Origin of the sequence: Paenibacillus nitricinens (genome assembly GCF_052056485.1) — a bacterium.
In the GTDB taxonomy this organism is placed as follows: Bacteria; Bacillota; Bacilli; order Paenibacillales; family Paenibacillaceae; genus Paenibacillus_AQ; species Paenibacillus_AQ nitricinens.
The window spans coordinates 3,045,018-3,061,079 of sequence record NZ_CP183948.1; the positions used below are offsets into that span (position 1 = coordinate 3,045,018).

Genomic DNA, 16,062 nt, shown 5'->3' on the forward strand with positions numbered 1-16,062 from the left:
CAGCAAGGAGAACTCATAGTGGAAATTAGGGTTTATCAAGAATCAGATATTAGTCAGCTTATCTCATTGTTCTATGCGACGGTTCATTCCGTAAATAAACGACACTATTCACAGGAACAGCTTGACGCTTGGGCTCCTAATGAGGAAAGAGCACACAAGCTTAAGACTTGGAGTGCTTCATTAGGTCACAACATTACTTATGTAGCTGAAATTAACGAATGTATCGTTGGTTTTTCGGATATGACGGTGGAAGGACACTTAGATCGTCTTTATGTCCATAAAGATTACCAAAGCCAAGGCATAGCCTCTGCTCTCCTGCACAAGCTTGAACAGAAGGCGAGAGAACTGGGTCTTCACGAAATGGATACTGAAGCAAGTATTACAGCTAAGCCCTTTTTTGAACGACATGGATACCAGCTTATGATGAAACAAAGTGTAGAGCGAAGAGGGGTTCTGTTAGTTAATTATCGGATGAGCAAAAAGTTAATGTAATTCAAAGGAGGCTGTCTCAAAAGTAGTGAAGCTACTCTACTTATGGGGCAGCTTCTTTTTTTTTGGAGTAATTAGGGAAAACCTCCCTGAAAATAGCCGATAATTGCTCTAAATGAATGGAATCAGGGAATTCCTCCCTAAAAATCGGGGTAATATCTATATTCGCGAACGGATCGTTGTTCCAATCGCTGTGCTCTCCAAATTTTTTTCATTCCCCTAAGCGCGGTGAAAATCCGGAGACCAAGGCGACCGCTGACGCTTTTCCACAATCAGTCCGTTCTCTCCGCTATTTAAGCGGGTAAAGTTTCTACAAATCTTCTAAAATCATAAAAAAAGGAACCTTGGGACACCCTCTTTTTTTCAAAATAAGAAGGTTTAGTCATAAATCAATTTCATTAAAGCCTCTGAGTCAAAACGATCTCCTTGCACTAACCATTGACCATCCACATCAAACATAGTCAGTATTCCCTCTAAAGGGACACGTTTACTTTCTTTGTCATCCTTATCCAACAAAACCAGATCACAAGTATATTTTAACTCAACAATATCTTTCTTTTGTTCGGAAAGGGTGAACTTTAGGTGATCTGGTTTTAAAGAAAGCTTTTGTTTATTAGCGATATTGTAAGGGATAGTTGTGATTCGGCTCCCAATCGCTTTTTCAGTATAGTATTCCGTAAAATAGGGTTTCATTTCTTCATTTCGCGCTAGAATGGATTCTTCGGAAAATAAATTCTCAGTAACCTTAACGGTATATTCCACATTTTTGTACTTCTCAGCGGCTTTAGTGGCATCATCCACTTCTGAGCTACAGCCCATAATTAACGTTAGGGATAATAAAATTATACTCAATATCAACGGTGATTTACGCATTCGAGCACCCCCATGTATTTAATCCTGTATTATTATACTTATATTACCATACATTGGTTTCGTCAATATAAGAAGGAAATGATTCAACTACCTATATATGGTATTGTGTAAGTGTTACTATCAAATACCTAAAGGGATGGGATATACTTGAATTTTTTTCCTATTACATACTCACTGTTAGCAACAGATGCATTATTATTACATATTAAAGAACATTATGAAATTCCAGAACCAGTACAGCTGCAGTATTTTCTTAGAGGCATGAACGATACATACATCTTAGAAACGGTATTGGAAAAATACATCTTTCGTGTTTATCGAGCGGATAGACGGAGTAAATCGGATATTGATTTTGAATTAGAGTTATTGAACGATTTGCAAGAAAAAGGTGTAAACGTCTCCATTCCTATTCCTCGAAAAGATGGGATCATGATTAATGAAATTCTGGTGCCTGAGGGTGTGAAGTATGGCGTTATGTTTAGTTATGCTGAAGGAAATGAAAAGCCTATTCATGCTGTAGAAGACAGTTACTTATTTGGTCAGGCAGTTGCACAAATCCACAAAGCTACAGATAATTTTAAGAGTGAACATGTGAGGGGCACACTAGATTTTGAACATTTAATTGAGAAACCTCTTCATACGATCAAACAATATATGAAACATCGACAAGAGGATTATCAATTCTTGTATGACCTAGTAATGCGATTAAAAGCGGAGTTGGAAAAGAATCTGGAAGCGGGTTTAGATTGGGGTATCTGCCATGGTGATTTGCATGGGAATACGAATGTGACTTTCACTGACGAGGGTAAGCTAACACATTATGATTTCGATATTTGTGGTTACGGATGGAGAGCCTATGATATCGCAGAGTTTAGATTGGCAAGAGAGATTCATAATGGCCATAATAAAGATGAAGTTGAACAGTTATGGGCAGCATTTTTAAATGGATATAAGAGTTTAAGAGATCTTAGTGACAATGATATTAGTGCTGTTCCTATATTCGTTGCGCTTAGACAGCTTTGGCTGTTTGCTTTATGTTTCAGTGAAGGTGAATTGATTGGTCAAGCTGACTTTGACAATGGATTTATCGATAGTAAAATGGATTATTTCAGAAATCTACAGGTGATCAAATGAAAAGTGAACTGAACAGTACAGATGCTATAAAAAGATGGGATAAATACGCAGAACTGATCTCATCTTCGTATGGTGAAACTGGGGATATTCATCGAGAAGTTTTCTTGAATCCAGCCTTAATCAGGCTCATGGGTTCTGTTGAAAATAAGAAGGTGTTAGATGCAGGTTGCGGTGAAGGGTATTTAAGCAGAATGATAGCTAAAGCAGGGGCTTCAGTAACTGGCGTTGATTATTCGCAGAACATGATTCAGCTGGCTACGAGTAAATCACAGGAAGACTTAAAGATTACTTTTAGACATGGGAATTGTGAAGAGCTTAGCTTTCTCCAAAATAAGAGCTTTGATCTCATCGTTTCCAATATGGTGCTTCATGATTTATCCGATTATGAGATGGCGATTCATGAAATGAACCGATTGTTAGTGGATGGTGGGACATTTATATTCTCAATTCTACACCCTTGCTTTGTAACCCCAGGCAGCGGATGGGTGAAGTCGGATACCGGAGAAAAGCTGTATTGGAAAGTGGATAATTATTTCTTCGAGGGCACTTATAATCAAAACTTCCCTATAGATCAAGAGGAAAAGTTTCTGATTTTTCATAGGACGTTGTCCAGTTATGTAAATACGATTGTGCGGGCTGGTTTTCAAATCGAAGAAATGATTGAGCCGAAGCCATCTGCTGAAATGATTGAGAAGTATCCGTCATTTGAGGAGGATTTTCGCTGCAGCGATTTTTTGGTTTTTAAACTGCGAAAGTAGGAGGGAGAAAGATGCACCATAATATTTTCAAAGAAGTTATAGACTCTGAAGAAGAATTAAGATCAATGTATGGATATCCCAGTGAATTGGTAAATAACAAGAGTATAACCTTCATCGATCACCATTGCCGAGATTATATTTCCAAATCACCAATACTCTTTATAGCAACAAGTGATTCTTCTGGCTATTGTGATGTATCTCCACGTGGGGATGCTGCAGGTTTTGTATATGTGTTAAATGACAAACATTTAGTAATTCCTGAGCGCCCTGGAAATCGGCGTTTTGATTCTTTGCGTAACATCATCTCCAACCCTAAAGTAGGCTTGATTTTTATTATTCCCGGACTGGAAGAGACCTTAAGAATAAATGGGCATGCAAGGATTATTAAAGATCCTGAAATATTGGTTCATATGGAGGCTCAAGGGAAACTACCAAGATTGGGCATTGCTGTTGAAGTGGAAGAATGTTATATGCATTGTGCTAAAGCTTTTAAGAGATCACATCTATGGGACAATACGTATTGGCCATTGAAAGAAATGCTGCCTAAACCCTCGGTAATCATAGCAGAGCATGCAAAAAAACTGGGGCTCTCTCAAGATGATGTATCCAAGTCATTAAAGGATAGCTATGAGAACCGGTTATATTAGAAATGAGAGGAAGAACTGAGATGAGTATAGCTTTAAAGCTCACTCGTGGGAATAAAGTGGGACTTATCGCTTGTTCTGATGGTGTGAGAGTAGAGAACCTGCCTAAAGTAGAAGAATTAATTAGAATTATGAATTCGTTTGGGCTAGAGGTAGTAATGTCCAACACCTTGTTTAGAAGAGATAGTTATTTCAGTGGGAGCCCTAAGGAAAGAGCATGGGAGCTGAATCGTCTATTTAAAAATGAGGAAATCAATGCAATTTTTGATATTTCAGGTGGGGATTCTGCGAACCAGATCTTGGAGTATATAGACTACAATATTATTCGATTACATCCAAAGCCTTTTTACGGAATGAGTGATTTGTCAGTCATTTTAAACGCATTATATACGCAAATTAATTCAAGATCCTATCATTATCAGTTGATGAATCTCGTATCTTCTGATGGGGCGGAGCAGCAAGCTGCTTTTTATCGCACATTTTTCGAAGGACATAACGATCTTTACGATTTCGACTTTCATTGGGTCCGTGGGAACCAGATGAGTGGGATTGTAATTGGCGGGAATATTCGATGTTTCTTGAAGCTGGCAGGAACAAGTTATTTTCCAGACCCTTCGAACAAGATTTTATTCTTAGAGAGTTTAAGTGGTAGAGCTAACAAAATCGTCTCCTTATTTGCTCAGCTTCAGCAAGTTAGAACTTTTGAAAAATGTGCTGGAGTGATTCTTGGGTCGTTTACTGAGCTTGAGAGCTATAATGAATTTTCAATCGTTGAAACGTATTTGAAGGAGATCAGCTGGATTCCTATCGTGAAGACGAACGAGATCGGGCATGGTAGTGACAGTAAGTGTATTGTTGTGGGTGAGAATATAACTTTATAAGGAAACCTTTGATAATCCATTAGATGTAAAAATAGGGAGCGTTGTCGTGGAAACAAAGATAATCGAAGAGAAAAAAGATTACAAACCTTTAGGAGTGTCAGGACTTGGGGGATGGCTAATCCTTGTTCAGATTGGTCTTTATGGGACGATTGTCATTCAGATCATGCAGTTTTTCCAGAATACTTCTATGATGTTTGACACTGAAGTCTGGACTGCTTTAACATCAAACGAATCAGAATTTTATCATCCTTTATGGGGAGCTACCGTTGTTTTTGAAATAGTATTTACTCTAGCTATATTGATTTTCAGTGTATACATACTAATTAATTTCTATGGGAAGAAATCGATATTACCTCGATTATTAATTATTTTTTATGTGCTGGTACCCTTAGTCGGAATCATTGATTACATACTTCTTATACAAATTCCTCTTGTAAGAGAACTTGAAACTGGAAAGTCACTCCGGAATATTATTAGACCTGTGATGACGAGTGCAATTTGGATTGCGTATTTTATTAAATCAGAGCGTGTAAAAAATACCTTTATAAAGTGATTTAGTGCTGGTTCATAAAGGAGAGTTATGATGTCTACACACGACTACCCATCTAAAGAGGCATTGAAAAATGCTATACATACTGCCTATCTATCTCTCGATCTTGAATTTGAAGGCATTGAGAATGCTCAAAAAGACACTCGTATGGAAGGCGTCGATCGTACTCCTGCAGAAATTCTTGCCTATCAATTGGGATGGCTAAACCTAGTGATGAAATGGGATAGGGATGAAAAAGCAGGGTTAACTGTCATTATGCCTTCACCGGACTATAAATGGAATCACCTTGGCGGATTATATCAAACGTTTTATCATACCTATGCCATTAACTCATTAGCCGAATTAAGATCTTTATTGAAAGAGACAGAACAACAATGGCAGAACTGGATTGATTCTTTAAGTGATGAAGAACTTTTTACGCAAGGCGTGCGGAAATGGACAGGAAACAATCCAAGATGGCCGATGGTCAAATGGATTCATATTAATTCAGTAGCACCGTTTAAGACTTTTCGTTCGAAGATTCGTAAATGGAAAAAGCTTATTTCACACTCTAACACCAATAAGAATGAAGATTAAACTCAAGCCTCCGTCTAAAATGAGAAATCTGAAGGGGGCTTTTTGGCATTATCGTAGAACTCCATGTTTTGATGAGATCGCCTATTTATAAGTTGCTAGATGGTTTGGGTCGTAGGAAAATCAGGCATAGCGGAACTTATTGAAGGATTAAATAAAGGTGGAGCATTAATGAACTCTATAAAGCAATTGAATCAATTGAATCTCGTAGATAGAGGAGGTTGTAATGAAGAAGTTCGTTATTGTAATTTTAACCATTGTTGCTTTAATGCCAATGCGCTCTATGAACGCGGACTGGGCTTATTCTTTTGTTGTTTACGCAGGTGATATTTATGAAATATCAGACGACGAACTCATCCCATCGAATGAAATTGACAAGAAGATAGGGCAAGTAAAACGATATTCAGACCACGAAGGAACGTATAGCGGCAACTTTTCAAATACTTACCCTAAGGGCACACCATATTATTCAATTAAGAATATTGATCCAAAAGAAATCATTGCCATTAAGACCCACGAAGCTGAATTTGTCAAAGCCATTAATAAAGGTCAATATGCCAATGGTCAATTGGAAAGTAAAACGATCTGGATTTCTATACTAGGGTCTTTAATTATTGTGTTATTAATAATATGGATAATGAAACGAAAGAAATCAATGGTTTAGAAAGGATTGGTGAGATGGGACTAAAAGAAGATTACCGTTTGCCCGATGGAATAATTACTTTAGGGAAAATGAAATCTGTTACTTTGATTACGATACTATTTTATACGGGAATCATCGGAACCATATATTTTTCATTCCAGTTTGGAAAGTATATAGCCATATCCAATGCTGTTATGAAGACGATAGTGTTTGATCAGGGGTATAACCAATTTGTAACCCATAATTATATACTTGGATTTTTTGCTGGAGTTATGTGTTTTGTTGTTCTTCTTGTCATTTGGAAAGTAGCTTGTGAGCTTTTGTTAATGATTTTCAATGCGCTAAGTGTTTATGTAAATCGTAAAGGATAACTGGTGTCTCCAACTAAATATTGGATGTGAATTTATGGATAGACAAATCATCAGGTGTAGAGATATCGGTGTCTATGCACATGCTTTAACACGTGGAAAAGAATATGTAGTCGAAAATACAGATGAAAATAAATTCAGGGTTGTTGGAGATCACGGAAGAAAAGTTTGGATTTCAAAAGACTATTTTTGTTCAACAAAAGAAAATATCTTACTCCTGCAGGAATGGAACTTTGGTCAAGATATTGAAAGCGAACTTTTTGTAGAAGTGACGCTAACTTTTAATGATGGATCTGAACGATGGTGTACTCTTACGACGCCGGAAAATTTAGTCCAATATTTTAGTAATAATTGTATGGAGCCCCCAGGATTATATATGAAGCATTTGATCATCATGAAGGCCATGAATAAAGAAGACGTTGAAGCAACCTTCAGATATTTAGATAGCCAAAATGAACTTGTAGGATTAACCATCCCTTAAAATGAAATCCTGTGAATACAAACCATTGAAAAGATTTTTATTAAAATCACAAGTTCTAAACATATTCATGAAGGCATCCTATTTGTTGAGAATCCTATTGGTGACTTCTCTTACAGTAAGGGATATGGGGAGAATGATAAGGATTCCCCTTATCTGATGGCCAGCATTACCAAGCGCTACCAATTAGGTTATCCATGAAGCTTGCAGTGATGACGAAATGATGACGAGAAGGTGGATGTAATGGAAAATGTATCAAGTTTAATCAAAAAGTTATCCTGGGGCACGCCCGAAGATGAAAAGGAAGAAGCAATGAAGAAGTTACAATACATAAGGGATGAAGATCTTCATTTATTATTACAGCCTATTTCAAAAGAATATTGGGATGGAGCGGCTGAAACAGTCATACGTTTAGGATATCCACGTGTGAAAAGCATATTGCCGGGTTTACTTGAATGGATACAAGATAGGAATTGGCCAGGCGCGGGGGAAATAGCTGATTTTTTACTTGAAATAGGGGATCCGATGATTCCATATGTTAAAGATGTACTAAATCAACACAGCGAAGATCAAGAATGGGTGTACTGGATTTTTGAAGTATTAATTAATCATTGGAATACGATACAAGTCGTACAGATACAAGCAGAATTAATTAAGATTTCACAGGAAAAAGCCAATGACCTTTCGGCATTGAGAATCTTATTAACTCACGGTATATACGCAAAAGATGTGGTCTGTGAAATAATCCAGTGTAAAAAAGCCGCCCTTGTATTTGAACTCAAGGAACTTCATGATACTCATCCTGAAATTGATTGTGAAGCTCTTCATAAACAATTCTTCGATCAGCAGCCTAATGAAATTAAACAGTTTCATGAGCACAATAAAGACCGTTTTTATATATGTAATGCGATATCTAACCGCCAAGAAGTTTTAAGCGAAATAGAGATTTTCACAGCAGAGTTTCTCACTTAGTCAGTCTATATTCAATCTACATAAAGGAGACAGATCAGTGAACAATGTCAAAGTCCTTCATTATGATGCTTTTTCTCCTTATCCGAACAAAGGGAATCCTGCGGGAGTAGTGTTAGAAGCTGATCATTTAAGCGAAAGTGAAATGCAATCAATAGCTCATAAAGTCGGTTTTAACGAAACAGTTTTTGTAATCTCATCAGATGTAGCTGATTTAAGGCTTAAATATTATACTCCTGGCCATGAGATCAATCTTTGTGGACATGCTACAATGGCATCTTTATTTGCTTTGAAAACAAAGGGTATCCTTGGAGAGGCTAGCTCGGTAAAGATCGAAACAAATGTGGGTGTGCTACCCATCCAATTCAGTATGGACAACAATAATCACTTACTAATAAAAATGAAGCAAGATCAACCGGAGTTTATTGAATTTGACGGTGATAGGGTTAAGCTTGCGCACGCCTTAGGATTACATGTGGATGAATTAGAAGAAGGTAAACCTATTGTTTATGGCAGTACTGGCGCATGGACTCTATTAGTCCCAATTAAGAGTATAGATAGCTTTAATAAAATGAAGCCGATAAATTCATTGTTTCCAGACATTTTAACGCAGCTTCCAAAAGCATCTGTACACCCATTTTCACTCCAAACGCTTGATCCGCACGCTTTAATGCACGCTAGACATTTCTCATCGCCTTTTTCGGGAACCGTCGAGGATCCAGTAACAGGTACAGCATCGGGAGTTATGGGGGCTTATTATTTGAAATATATTGATCCGCATATGGACTCGATCCAATTTGATGTAGAACAAGGACAAGAAATCGGTAGAGATGGGAAAGTAAATGTAGAAGTGTATCGATTAGATTCTGATAGAATGGATGTTTTTATTTCTGGAACTGCGGTGTTTGTGGGGGAGGTGGATTTATGGAAATGATAAAATATACTCAGCTTGGAGTGTATGGAGTCTTAGTGAAAAACGATAAAGTATTACTAATTAAGAAAGCAAGAGGCCCTCATACGGGAAAGTGGGACTTTCCAGGTGGATCTATAGAGTTTGGAGAGGTACCTTATGAGACCCTTAAGAGGGAGTTTTGGGAAGAGACCGGAATTACAAGTTTAAAAGGATTGCTTCATGATTCCATTTCCTATACGTTAGTTTATCCATACAATGATACCCAGTTAGAAGAGTTACACCATATAGGCATCATTTATAATGTTTCCTTGCTAGATGTGAGCTTTGAGCTTAAGACCGATGGGGACGGACTAGACTCTGATGGGGCAGAGTGGATAGAAATTAAACAATTAAACTGCCTTGCATTAACCCCTTTTGTGAAGAAGATTATGCTGGGTCATTACTAGAGGTTTAATGATCTATGGAATGGAGGCAGCATCATGATAGAAATTGATTGTCTGGGTGAAATCTGTCCAGTACCTGTACTCATGTTAAAAAAACATCAAAAAGCTATTCAGAAGGGTGAAAAGGTAATGCTAGTCACTGATCATAGCTGCGCGAAAGTTTCTATCACGGATTACTGTCGTGGTTCAAATTTAAACTGTTCCATTCAAGAAGTGTTTAATGGAGTATGGGAAATTACGATTGAGGCTTAAGCTCAACACAAAGTATCTATTAAAGTCTTTTCAATATATCGAACTAATTGTTTCGTATCGTTGTCACAGCGCTGATTTTGTTTCTTTATCATGTAGACATCGTTATTGACCTGGAACTGATCAATAGGAATGATCTTGAGTTGTTTACTATACAACTCTTTTTTTATGGACATATAAGGGAGAAAGGCGAGACCATGCCCTCTAATGGCAGCAAGCTTTACCGCCTCAAGAGAGTCTAGATTAAATAGTATATTTAATTTAAGCTCGCCCACTGACACGGTATTCAAAGCTCTTTGCACACAGTGAAGCTGTGAGGACCAGATTAAAGGATAATTGGGGAGCTCATTCAGTGTGATTTTATCAGGACAAACGGTCGTATGGCTTGCCACCAACATAACTTGATCAGAAAATACCATATGTGAGCTTAATTCTGATTTTGGAGAGGGACCGGAAATAAACCCGATATCACCTTCTTCAAGAAGCAAACGTTCTTCTACTAGTGACGATGCCCCTTCGTTTAGAGTAATATGGCAATTGGGAAAATGTTTTTTTACCTCATATAAGGTACATGGCAGGGCATAATTACAGACTTCTGGAATCGCATAAATAGACAGCTCATGTTGTGTTGGCTGTAAATGATTGATCTCTGTGACCATATCATCATACAATTTGATGATTTGCCCCGCATATTTCTCTACAATAATTCCTGCTTCGGTTAGGCTGGCCCCTTTGTTGCTTCGCACAAAAAGCTCAGACCCTAAGGTACTCTCCCAGGATTTCAACTGCTGACTAAGTGCGGATTGGGTGATATGAGATTTCTGAGCGGCTTTAGAAATGCTCTTTAACGTTGCAATATCTAAAAAGAATTTAAGCGTTTCCATATTCATACTTATTCCTCCTGTTGTCCGCTGTTAGTGCACACTATAGCATACTTGATTGCGCTCCATCTGTGCCATTAGTAACACTTATACAGCATAAAGAAAGCCGATAACTACAGCTCAAATAAGTGTGTTACTATTTTCACATAGTCAATTACATAAAAACGATGGAGGTGTTAGACTATGGGGCAAACCGTAAGTCCCGAAACGAGATCAACCCGAACCAGAGCTCCAAGAAAACCTAAAAAGAGTCAGTTGCCCATCGCGTTGCTGGTCACAGCTCTCATTATTGGGTTTGGTTTTTTCCTAGACCATTCCCACGATAAAATGGTTGTCTACCTGCTTTTCGGTATTTCGTTTGGCGTTATTTTGCAAAGATCACGTTTCTGCTTTACTGCATCACTAAGAGATCCCTGTATTACAGGCAGCACATCAGTTACAAGAGCGGTTCTGATTGCTTTTTCCCTTGCAACCATCGGATTTACAGCGATTAAGTACCCAGCGTTTCTGGAAGGTAAGCCGATTCCTGGGATGGATAATGTGGGTCAGATCAGCTTGGCTTTGATCATTGGCGCTGTATTATTCGGAATTGGCATGGTTATTGCAGGTGGTTGCGCTTCGGGTACATTGATGCGTGTAGGTGAAGGGTTCACGATGCAGATGCTGTCGCTTGTATTCTTTGTCATTGGTTCACTTTGGGGATCACATGATATGGGGTGGTGGAGAGCTAACGTTATAAAGGATGCACCAACTGTATTTTTGCCTGATGTATTCGGTTGGCTTGGAGCACTGGTTGTTCAGTTCCTGATAATTCTTCTGTTGTACATCGCTGCAGTTAAATGGCAAGAGAAAAAGATGGGAAGCGCAGATTAGTTTAAGTTATTACGTGAATATTTTCACTAATAGTAATTCAAAAAAATATAAAGGTGGTTTTTAAAATGTCTGAATTTACACTTGATTGCATGGGAGAAGCTTGTCCGGTTCCGTTAATGAGAACAGAAAAGAAGATGACTGAACTAAATGTTGGAGACGTTCTTGTTGTTGCTATTGATCATAGCTGCGCAATGAAAAACGTACCAGAATGGGCGAGAAAACAGGGACATCATGTGGAAATCGAAGAGGTCGATGATGGCGAGTGGGAAGTTGTTATTGAGAAGGTAAAATAGGATCGCTGAGTAGGAAAGGACGGTGAATGAAACGGTGAATGAATTCTGGTTGAAGATATCGTCTAACCGCTTTTACAAGCAATTGCTCAAAGAACCGTTTACTTATGTAACTGGAGCTGTACTTCTCGCTGTGTTCGCTACAGCACATCTGGCTGTTTTCTCTAAAGGATGGGGAGTAACAAGTGCTTTTGCAGACTGGGGAGCTTGGGCGTATCGCCTGGTAGGAGGAAATGTAGATAACTGGGCGTACTTTAGTACTGAGAAAGCTCAAAAAACATTATCTTCCGGATTTTTGAATGATGGTGGTTCCATTCGAAATGTAGGGATTATATTAGGTGCTTTAGCAGCAACTTTGTTTGCTTCCGAATTCAAGCTGAAGAAAATTAAGTCCAAAAAGCAGGTTGTAGCAGCGGTTCTTGGTGGTTTGCTTATGGGGTACGGAGCTAGACTGGCTAATGGATGTAATATTGGTGCATTGTTTACGGCTATAGCTTCATTATCGCTTTCAGGTTGGATTTTTGGAGTGTTCTTGCTGGTAGGTGCATTTATAGGCAGTAAATTATTAGCCAAATTCTTTATGTGAAAAGTGAAATAGGCTGAGCTTATAGTGCTGACGAGAGTCAGCCTATTTTATTAAGGAACAGACTCACAGGAGGGACAAAAGAAATGGAAAAGAAGACTGAAAAGTATGATGTCGTTATTATCGGTGGCGGGGCTGCTGGATTAACAGCGGGAATCTATTGTGGACGAGCAAAATTAAAGACTCTTCTCTTGGAAAAATCACTGGTAGGTGGTCTTGCCACTTATACTAATGAAATAGAAAATTATCCTGGTTTTCCTGAAGGTACGACCGGTACAGACCTTATGGGATTATTTCATAAACAAGCTAAGAAATTTGGTGTGGATTTTAAAATGACAGATGTAAAATCTGTTTCGGTAGCGGAAGATTTTAAGGTAGTGGAGACCTTTCGGGTTCGTTATGAGTGCAAGGTCATAATCATTGCTAGTGGTGGCAAGCCAAGAATTACTGGAGCTGCTAATGAAGATAAGTTCTTATATGATAAAGGGATTTCTTTCTGTGCAACCTGTGACGCTGCGGCAAATACAGGGAAGACAGTTATGGTCGTTGGCAGTGGTGATGCAGCTATTGAGGAAGGGATGTTTCTGACTAAGTTTGCAGATAAAGTGATCGTTTCTGTCATTCATGATCATGGGAAAATGGATTGTAATGAAATTGCCAAAACGCAGGCACTAGAAAACCCTAAAATGGAATTCATGTGGAATACGGTAGTAAGTTCTTTCGAGGGCGAAGAGCGCTTGAGTTCCGTTGTCTTAAAAAATCTAAAATTGAATGATTTGCAAAATATAAAGGTCGATTCATGTTTCTTATTTATTGGCTATACACCGAACACAGAAATTTTTTCAGGTGTAGTCGAGTTGAATCGAAATGGATATGTACTTGTCAATGAAAAAATGGAAACGAATCTACCTGGTGTATTCGCAGCAGGGGATGTGTGTGATAAGTTCCTTAAGCAAGTGGCTACAGCTGTCGGTGATGGTGCCATTGCAGGGTATGGTGCAGAGAAGTACATCTCTGAATGTGAGACTTACGAGCATCAAATTCTAAATCAAGGAAAACCATCCGTTGTCTATTTATGGAATGCAACTGATCCTTCTTGTCGGGAGCTATTACCGCGCATTGAAGCGTTTGAACAATCCCATACTGAGACCAGGGTCACAAAGGTTGACGTATATAAATCACCCGGACTTGCTGCCAAGCTGGGAATAGATTCAGTACCTTCTATAGTTTATCTGGATGATGGAAAGATCCAAAGGGTACTTACAGACAAAATAAGTGATAACATATTGAATGCTCTAACGAATTGATGGAAGAGCCCTATGCAGAGATATCTGCATAGGGCTTTTATTAATTATGCTTTTATTAAATTGGACGAGCTATTTCAAGAAAGTGTCAAAGTATCAATAATAGTTGTTTTGTCATATACCTTTGAAAGCGCTTAGATATTAAGATTAATTCATAAGATAGCAAATCAACGGAGGGAGAGTAGAGGAGAGCCAAGGCTGCAAAAAGAGAGAAAGCCATGAAAGATGCTTTATTTATATGAATCTAGGTTTAGGAGGACTTACATATGGCGAACGCAAGCGTCGCACCAGACAAGAGATCAAGACCGGATCTCGGCAAGCATAAGACCAGCGGGATAAGACGCTTTTTTAAGCAAATAGATCTACAGCTTATGGTATTGCCAGCACTCGTATTAGTTTTTATTTTTGCTTATATCCCCATGTACGGTATTCTAATTGCTTTCCAGGATTACAAGTTAGGGAATAGCTTTATTAGCAGTGATTGGGTTGGATTAAAGCACTTTACTTACTTCTTTAATGCACCTGAATTTGAAGTAGTTATGAAAAATACAATCATCATTAGTTTACTGAAGTTTTGTTTTGGATTTCCCGCACCAATCATTCTGGCGTTAATGCTGAATGAAGTTCGTAAGATGTTTTTTAAGCGAGTAATTCAGACCGTTACATACTTGCCTCACTTCTTATCTTGGGTGGTTATCGGCTCGATGGTTACTTCGATGCTATCCGTAGATAATGGCAGTATAAATATGCTGCTTGAGAAATTGAGATTTATTGATGAACCGATTAATTTCCTTTCTATGACCGAATATTTCTGGGGAATTTTAGTTACAACCAATGTATGGAAGGAAATTGGATTTGCCTCAATCGTTTACTTAGCTGCCATTGCTGGTATTGATCCGCACTTATACGAAGCTGCTTCGATGGATGGTGCGAGCCGTTTTAAACAAATATATTTGATAACATTGCCTTCCATTATGCCAGTTGTGATCATCTTTATGATTCTGGCTATCGGTAATCTGGTGAATGCAGGATTTGAAGATATTTTGATCCTTGCTTCCAATCCGGCTCTACGAGAGGTATCAGATTCAGTTGATGTATATGTTGTACGTGTCGGTATAGATAACTTCAGGTACTCCTATGCGACTGCTATCGGATTATTCAAGGCCGTTATCAGTGTGACATTACTTACCTTTGCAAATTTCATTGCCAGAAGAGCGGGAAACAGCTTGTGGTAATGAATTACTCAATATAGGGGGACTGAATTATGAAACGTACTAACATAGGAGACCGATTGTTTATTGGATTCATATATGTATTCTTGACCTTACTGGCTTTCTCCGCGTTTTATCCATTTTGGAATTCACTTGTGATTTCTTTTAATGAGGGGATGGATACTTCCAAAGGCGGAATTACTTTCTGGGTCCGTGAGTTCACGCTTGAGAATTATAAGATCGTATTTGAAGATTCTCGTTTAATGGGTGGATTCGTCATTGCAACATTGCGGACGGTAATTGGTACAGTAACAGCGATATTGGCTACTTCGATATTTGCTTATGGGATGTCGAAGCGCGAACTAATGGGTCGCAAATACTACATGATTATGTGTATCATTACAATGTATTTCGGTGGGGGACTCATTCCGTCATACATGCTTATCAGAAGTTTAGGCCTCTTCAACTCATTTTGGGTGTTTATTATTCCTGCACTTGTCAGCGTATGGAATATGATCATATTCCGGACCTTCTTCCAAGGTCTTCCGCAAGGTTTAGAGGAGTCAGCAAAGATTGATGGCTGCGGATACTGGGGAACTTTTCTCCGAATCGTACTTCCCTTGTCAGGGCCTGTCATCGCAACATTATCATTGTTCACAGCAGTCAATCACTGGAATGAGTGGTTCGTAGCGAGTATTTACATTACAAAAGAAGAGTTAATGCCGATTCAGACCATCTTGAGACAGATATTGTTCTCTAATATTGCTTCTGAACAGCTGTCTAATGTAGATGCAAGTTCCATTGCTCATATTAACTCAGCCAAGAAAATAACGTCGAAGTCATTAACGATGGCTACGATCATGGTTGCAACCATTCCGATTGTATGTGTATACCCATTCCTGCAAAGATTCTTCGTTAAAGGGGTCTTAGTCGGATCATTGAAAGAGTAGGATGA

Annotated in this window: 22 protein-coding genes; 20 read left to right on the plus strand and 2 right to left on the minus strand. The window is 38.5% G+C overall.

From position 1 onward, the window contains the following. The first annotated feature begins 18 nt into the window (after positions 1 to 18). Entirely contained in the window at positions 19 to 492 is a 474-nt protein-coding gene (locus ACN6KS_RS13470; RefSeq protein WP_094874180.1) for a GNAT family N-acetyltransferase, read from the plus strand. 375 nt (positions 493 to 867) lie between these two features. Here ACN6KS_RS13470 and ACN6KS_RS13475 read toward each other — a convergent pair whose 3' ends face one another. After that, the gene (locus ACN6KS_RS13475; RefSeq protein ID WP_094869801.1) at positions 868 to 1,362 is read right to left on the minus strand and encodes a hypothetical protein; all 495 of its coding nucleotides are present in this window, start codon (positions 1,360 to 1,362) and stop codon (positions 868 to 870) included. A 147-nt stretch (positions 1,363 to 1,509) separates the two neighbouring features. On the opposite strand from ACN6KS_RS13475, the gene ACN6KS_RS13480 reads away from it, so the two are divergent. The 13 genes from ACN6KS_RS13480 (at position 1,510) to ACN6KS_RS13540 (ending at position 9,968) form a co-directional block, all read left to right on the plus strand. Further along, the gene (locus tag ACN6KS_RS13480) at positions 1,510 to 2,496 is read left to right on the plus strand and encodes a phosphotransferase (RefSeq protein ID WP_440962195.1); all 987 of its coding nucleotides are present in this window, start codon (positions 1,510 to 1,512) and stop codon (positions 2,494 to 2,496) included. Beyond that, positions 2,493 to 3,254, plus strand: a complete 762-nt coding sequence (locus ACN6KS_RS13485) for a class I SAM-dependent methyltransferase (protein WP_440962196.1) — start codon at positions 2,493 to 2,495, stop codon at positions 3,252 to 3,254. Before ACN6KS_RS13480 ends, ACN6KS_RS13485 begins: the two co-directional genes overlap by 4 nt. Positions 3,255 to 3,265: 11 nt before the next feature. Continuing rightward, positions 3,266 to 3,901 (plus strand): pyridoxamine 5'-phosphate oxidase family protein, encoded by a 636-nt coding sequence (locus tag ACN6KS_RS13490; RefSeq protein ID WP_094869804.1) that lies wholly within the window; start codon positions 3,266 to 3,268, stop codon positions 3,899 to 3,901. A gap of 20 nt (positions 3,902 to 3,921) precedes the next feature. Then, positions 3,922 to 4,779 (plus strand): S66 family peptidase, encoded by an 858-nt coding sequence (locus ACN6KS_RS13495; protein WP_440962197.1) that lies wholly within the window; start codon positions 3,922 to 3,924, stop codon positions 4,777 to 4,779. 46 nt (positions 4,780 to 4,825) lie between these two features. Next, entirely contained in the window at positions 4,826 to 5,332 is a 507-nt protein-coding gene (locus tag ACN6KS_RS13500) for a DUF2569 domain-containing protein (RefSeq protein WP_440962198.1), read from the plus strand. 30 nt (positions 5,333 to 5,362) lie between these two features. Further along, positions 5,363 to 5,905 carry a ClbS/DfsB family four-helix bundle protein gene (locus tag ACN6KS_RS13505; RefSeq protein WP_094869807.1) on the plus strand — a complete coding sequence of 181 codons (543 nt, stop codon included), beginning with the start codon at positions 5,363 to 5,365 and terminating at the stop codon, positions 5,903 to 5,905. 223 nt (positions 5,906 to 6,128) lie between these two features. Continuing rightward, the gene (locus tag ACN6KS_RS13510; RefSeq protein ID WP_179281573.1) at positions 6,129 to 6,566 is read left to right on the plus strand and encodes an LPXTG cell wall anchor domain-containing protein; all 438 of its coding nucleotides are present in this window, start codon (positions 6,129 to 6,131) and stop codon (positions 6,564 to 6,566) included. Beyond that, on the plus strand, positions 6,533 to 6,916 hold the full coding sequence (locus ACN6KS_RS13515; protein WP_440962199.1) for a hypothetical protein: 384 nt from the start codon (positions 6,533 to 6,535) through the stop codon (positions 6,914 to 6,916). Before ACN6KS_RS13510 ends, ACN6KS_RS13515 begins: the two co-directional genes overlap by 34 nt. Before the next feature lie 34 nt (positions 6,917 to 6,950). Beyond that, positions 6,951 to 7,394 carry a hypothetical protein gene (locus tag ACN6KS_RS13520; protein WP_440962200.1) on the plus strand — a complete coding sequence of 148 codons (444 nt, stop codon included), beginning with the start codon at positions 6,951 to 6,953 and terminating at the stop codon, positions 7,392 to 7,394. Positions 7,395 to 7,634: 240 nt separating this feature from the next. Further along, positions 7,635 to 8,363: a DUF5071 domain-containing protein gene (locus ACN6KS_RS13525; protein ID WP_440962201.1), complete on the plus strand. Its 729-nt coding sequence runs from the start codon at positions 7,635 to 7,637 to the stop codon at positions 8,361 to 8,363. 37 nt (positions 8,364 to 8,400) lie between these two features. Continuing rightward, positions 8,401 to 9,294, plus strand: a complete 894-nt coding sequence (locus ACN6KS_RS13530) for a PhzF family phenazine biosynthesis isomerase (RefSeq protein WP_440962202.1) — start codon at positions 8,401 to 8,403, stop codon at positions 9,292 to 9,294. Beyond that, positions 9,285 to 9,719, plus strand: a complete 435-nt coding sequence (locus ACN6KS_RS13535) for an NUDIX hydrolase (protein ID WP_256989784.1) — start codon at positions 9,285 to 9,287, stop codon at positions 9,717 to 9,719. The genes ACN6KS_RS13530 and ACN6KS_RS13535 overlap by 10 nt, the downstream gene beginning before the upstream one ends. Before the next feature lie 33 nt (positions 9,720 to 9,752). Then, positions 9,753 to 9,968 (plus strand): sulfurtransferase TusA family protein, encoded by a 216-nt coding sequence (locus ACN6KS_RS13540; RefSeq protein WP_094869810.1) that lies wholly within the window; start codon positions 9,753 to 9,755, stop codon positions 9,966 to 9,968. 2 nt (positions 9,969 to 9,970) lie between these two features. On the opposite strand, the gene ACN6KS_RS13545 is transcribed toward ACN6KS_RS13540, so the two are convergent. Then, the gene (locus ACN6KS_RS13545) at positions 9,971 to 10,855 is read right to left on the minus strand and encodes a LysR family transcriptional regulator (RefSeq protein ID WP_094869811.1); all 885 of its coding nucleotides are present in this window, start codon (positions 10,853 to 10,855) and stop codon (positions 9,971 to 9,973) included. Between the two features lie 174 nt (positions 10,856 to 11,029). Here ACN6KS_RS13545 and ACN6KS_RS13550 point away from each other — a divergent pair, with 174 nt between their 5' ends. The 6 genes from ACN6KS_RS13550 (at position 11,030) to ACN6KS_RS13575 (ending at position 16,057) form a co-directional block, all read left to right on the plus strand. Next, entirely contained in the window at positions 11,030 to 11,719 is a 690-nt protein-coding gene (locus tag ACN6KS_RS13550) for a YeeE/YedE thiosulfate transporter family protein (RefSeq protein ID WP_042187846.1), read from the plus strand. Positions 11,720 to 11,784: 65 nt separating this feature from the next. Further along, complete coding sequence (locus ACN6KS_RS13555) at positions 11,785 to 12,012, plus strand: sulfurtransferase TusA family protein (protein WP_094869812.1); 228 nt, start codon at positions 11,785 to 11,787, stop codon at positions 12,010 to 12,012. Between the two features lie 22 nt (positions 12,013 to 12,034). After that, positions 12,035 to 12,595 carry a YeeE/YedE thiosulfate transporter family protein gene (locus tag ACN6KS_RS13560; RefSeq protein WP_440962203.1) on the plus strand — a complete coding sequence of 187 codons (561 nt, stop codon included), beginning with the start codon at positions 12,035 to 12,037 and terminating at the stop codon, positions 12,593 to 12,595. Between the two features lie 83 nt (positions 12,596 to 12,678). Then, the gene (locus tag ACN6KS_RS13565; RefSeq protein ID WP_440962204.1) at positions 12,679 to 13,899 is read left to right on the plus strand and encodes an FAD-dependent oxidoreductase; all 1,221 of its coding nucleotides are present in this window, start codon (positions 12,679 to 12,681) and stop codon (positions 13,897 to 13,899) included. Positions 13,900 to 14,162: 263 nt separating this feature from the next. Continuing rightward, complete coding sequence (locus tag ACN6KS_RS13570) at positions 14,163 to 15,131, plus strand: ABC transporter permease (RefSeq protein WP_440962205.1); 969 nt, start codon at positions 14,163 to 14,165, stop codon at positions 15,129 to 15,131. Positions 15,132 to 15,160: 29 nt separating this feature from the next. Continuing rightward, positions 15,161 to 16,057, plus strand: coding sequence for a carbohydrate ABC transporter permease (locus ACN6KS_RS13575; RefSeq protein ID WP_042127373.1), 897 nt, complete (start codon positions 15,161 to 15,163; stop codon positions 16,055 to 16,057). Positions 16,058 to 16,062: the final 5 nt, after the last annotated feature.

Excerpts from the sequence above, each read along its gene's own strand:
- ACN6KS_RS13475 (WP_094869801.1), bottom strand. The coding sequence starts at position 1,362 with ATGCGTAAATCACCGTTGATATTGAGTATAATTTTATTATCCCTAACG.
- ACN6KS_RS13485 (WP_440962196.1), top strand. The coding sequence starts at position 2,493 with ATGAAAAGTGAACTGAACAGTACAGATGCTATAAAAAGATGGGATAAA.
- ACN6KS_RS13490 (WP_094869804.1), top strand. The coding sequence starts at position 3,266 with ATGCACCATAATATTTTCAAAGAAGTTATAGACTCTGAAGAAGAATTA.
- ACN6KS_RS13495 (WP_440962197.1), top strand. The coding sequence starts at position 3,922 with ATGAGTATAGCTTTAAAGCTCACTCGTGGGAATAAAGTGGGACTTATC.
- ACN6KS_RS13505 (WP_094869807.1), top strand. The coding sequence starts at position 5,363 with ATGTCTACACACGACTACCCATCTAAAGAGGCATTGAAAAATGCTATA.
- ACN6KS_RS13510 (WP_179281573.1), top strand. The coding sequence starts at position 6,129 with ATGAAGAAGTTCGTTATTGTAATTTTAACCATTGTTGCTTTAATGCCA.
- ACN6KS_RS13515 (WP_440962199.1), top strand. The coding sequence starts at position 6,533 with ATGGATAATGAAACGAAAGAAATCAATGGTTTAGAAAGGATTGGTGAG.
- ACN6KS_RS13520 (WP_440962200.1), top strand. The coding sequence starts at position 6,951 with ATGGATAGACAAATCATCAGGTGTAGAGATATCGGTGTCTATGCACAT.
- ACN6KS_RS13525 (WP_440962201.1), top strand. The coding sequence starts at position 7,635 with ATGGAAAATGTATCAAGTTTAATCAAAAAGTTATCCTGGGGCACGCCC.
- ACN6KS_RS13535 (WP_256989784.1), top strand. The coding sequence starts at position 9,285 with ATGGAAATGATAAAATATACTCAGCTTGGAGTGTATGGAGTCTTAGTG.
- ACN6KS_RS13540 (WP_094869810.1), top strand. The coding sequence starts at position 9,753 with ATGATAGAAATTGATTGTCTGGGTGAAATCTGTCCAGTACCTGTACTC.
- ACN6KS_RS13545 (WP_094869811.1), bottom strand. The coding sequence starts at position 10,855 with ATGAATATGGAAACGCTTAAATTCTTTTTAGATATTGCAACGTTAAAG.
- ACN6KS_RS13550 (WP_042187846.1), top strand. The coding sequence starts at position 11,030 with ATGGGGCAAACCGTAAGTCCCGAAACGAGATCAACCCGAACCAGAGCT.
- ACN6KS_RS13555 (WP_094869812.1), top strand. The coding sequence starts at position 11,785 with ATGTCTGAATTTACACTTGATTGCATGGGAGAAGCTTGTCCGGTTCCG.
- ACN6KS_RS13565 (WP_440962204.1), top strand. The coding sequence starts at position 12,679 with ATGGAAAAGAAGACTGAAAAGTATGATGTCGTTATTATCGGTGGCGGG.
- ACN6KS_RS13570 (WP_440962205.1), top strand. The coding sequence starts at position 14,163 with ATGGCGAACGCAAGCGTCGCACCAGACAAGAGATCAAGACCGGATCTC.
- ACN6KS_RS13575 (WP_042127373.1), top strand. The coding sequence starts at position 15,161 with ATGAAACGTACTAACATAGGAGACCGATTGTTTATTGGATTCATATAT.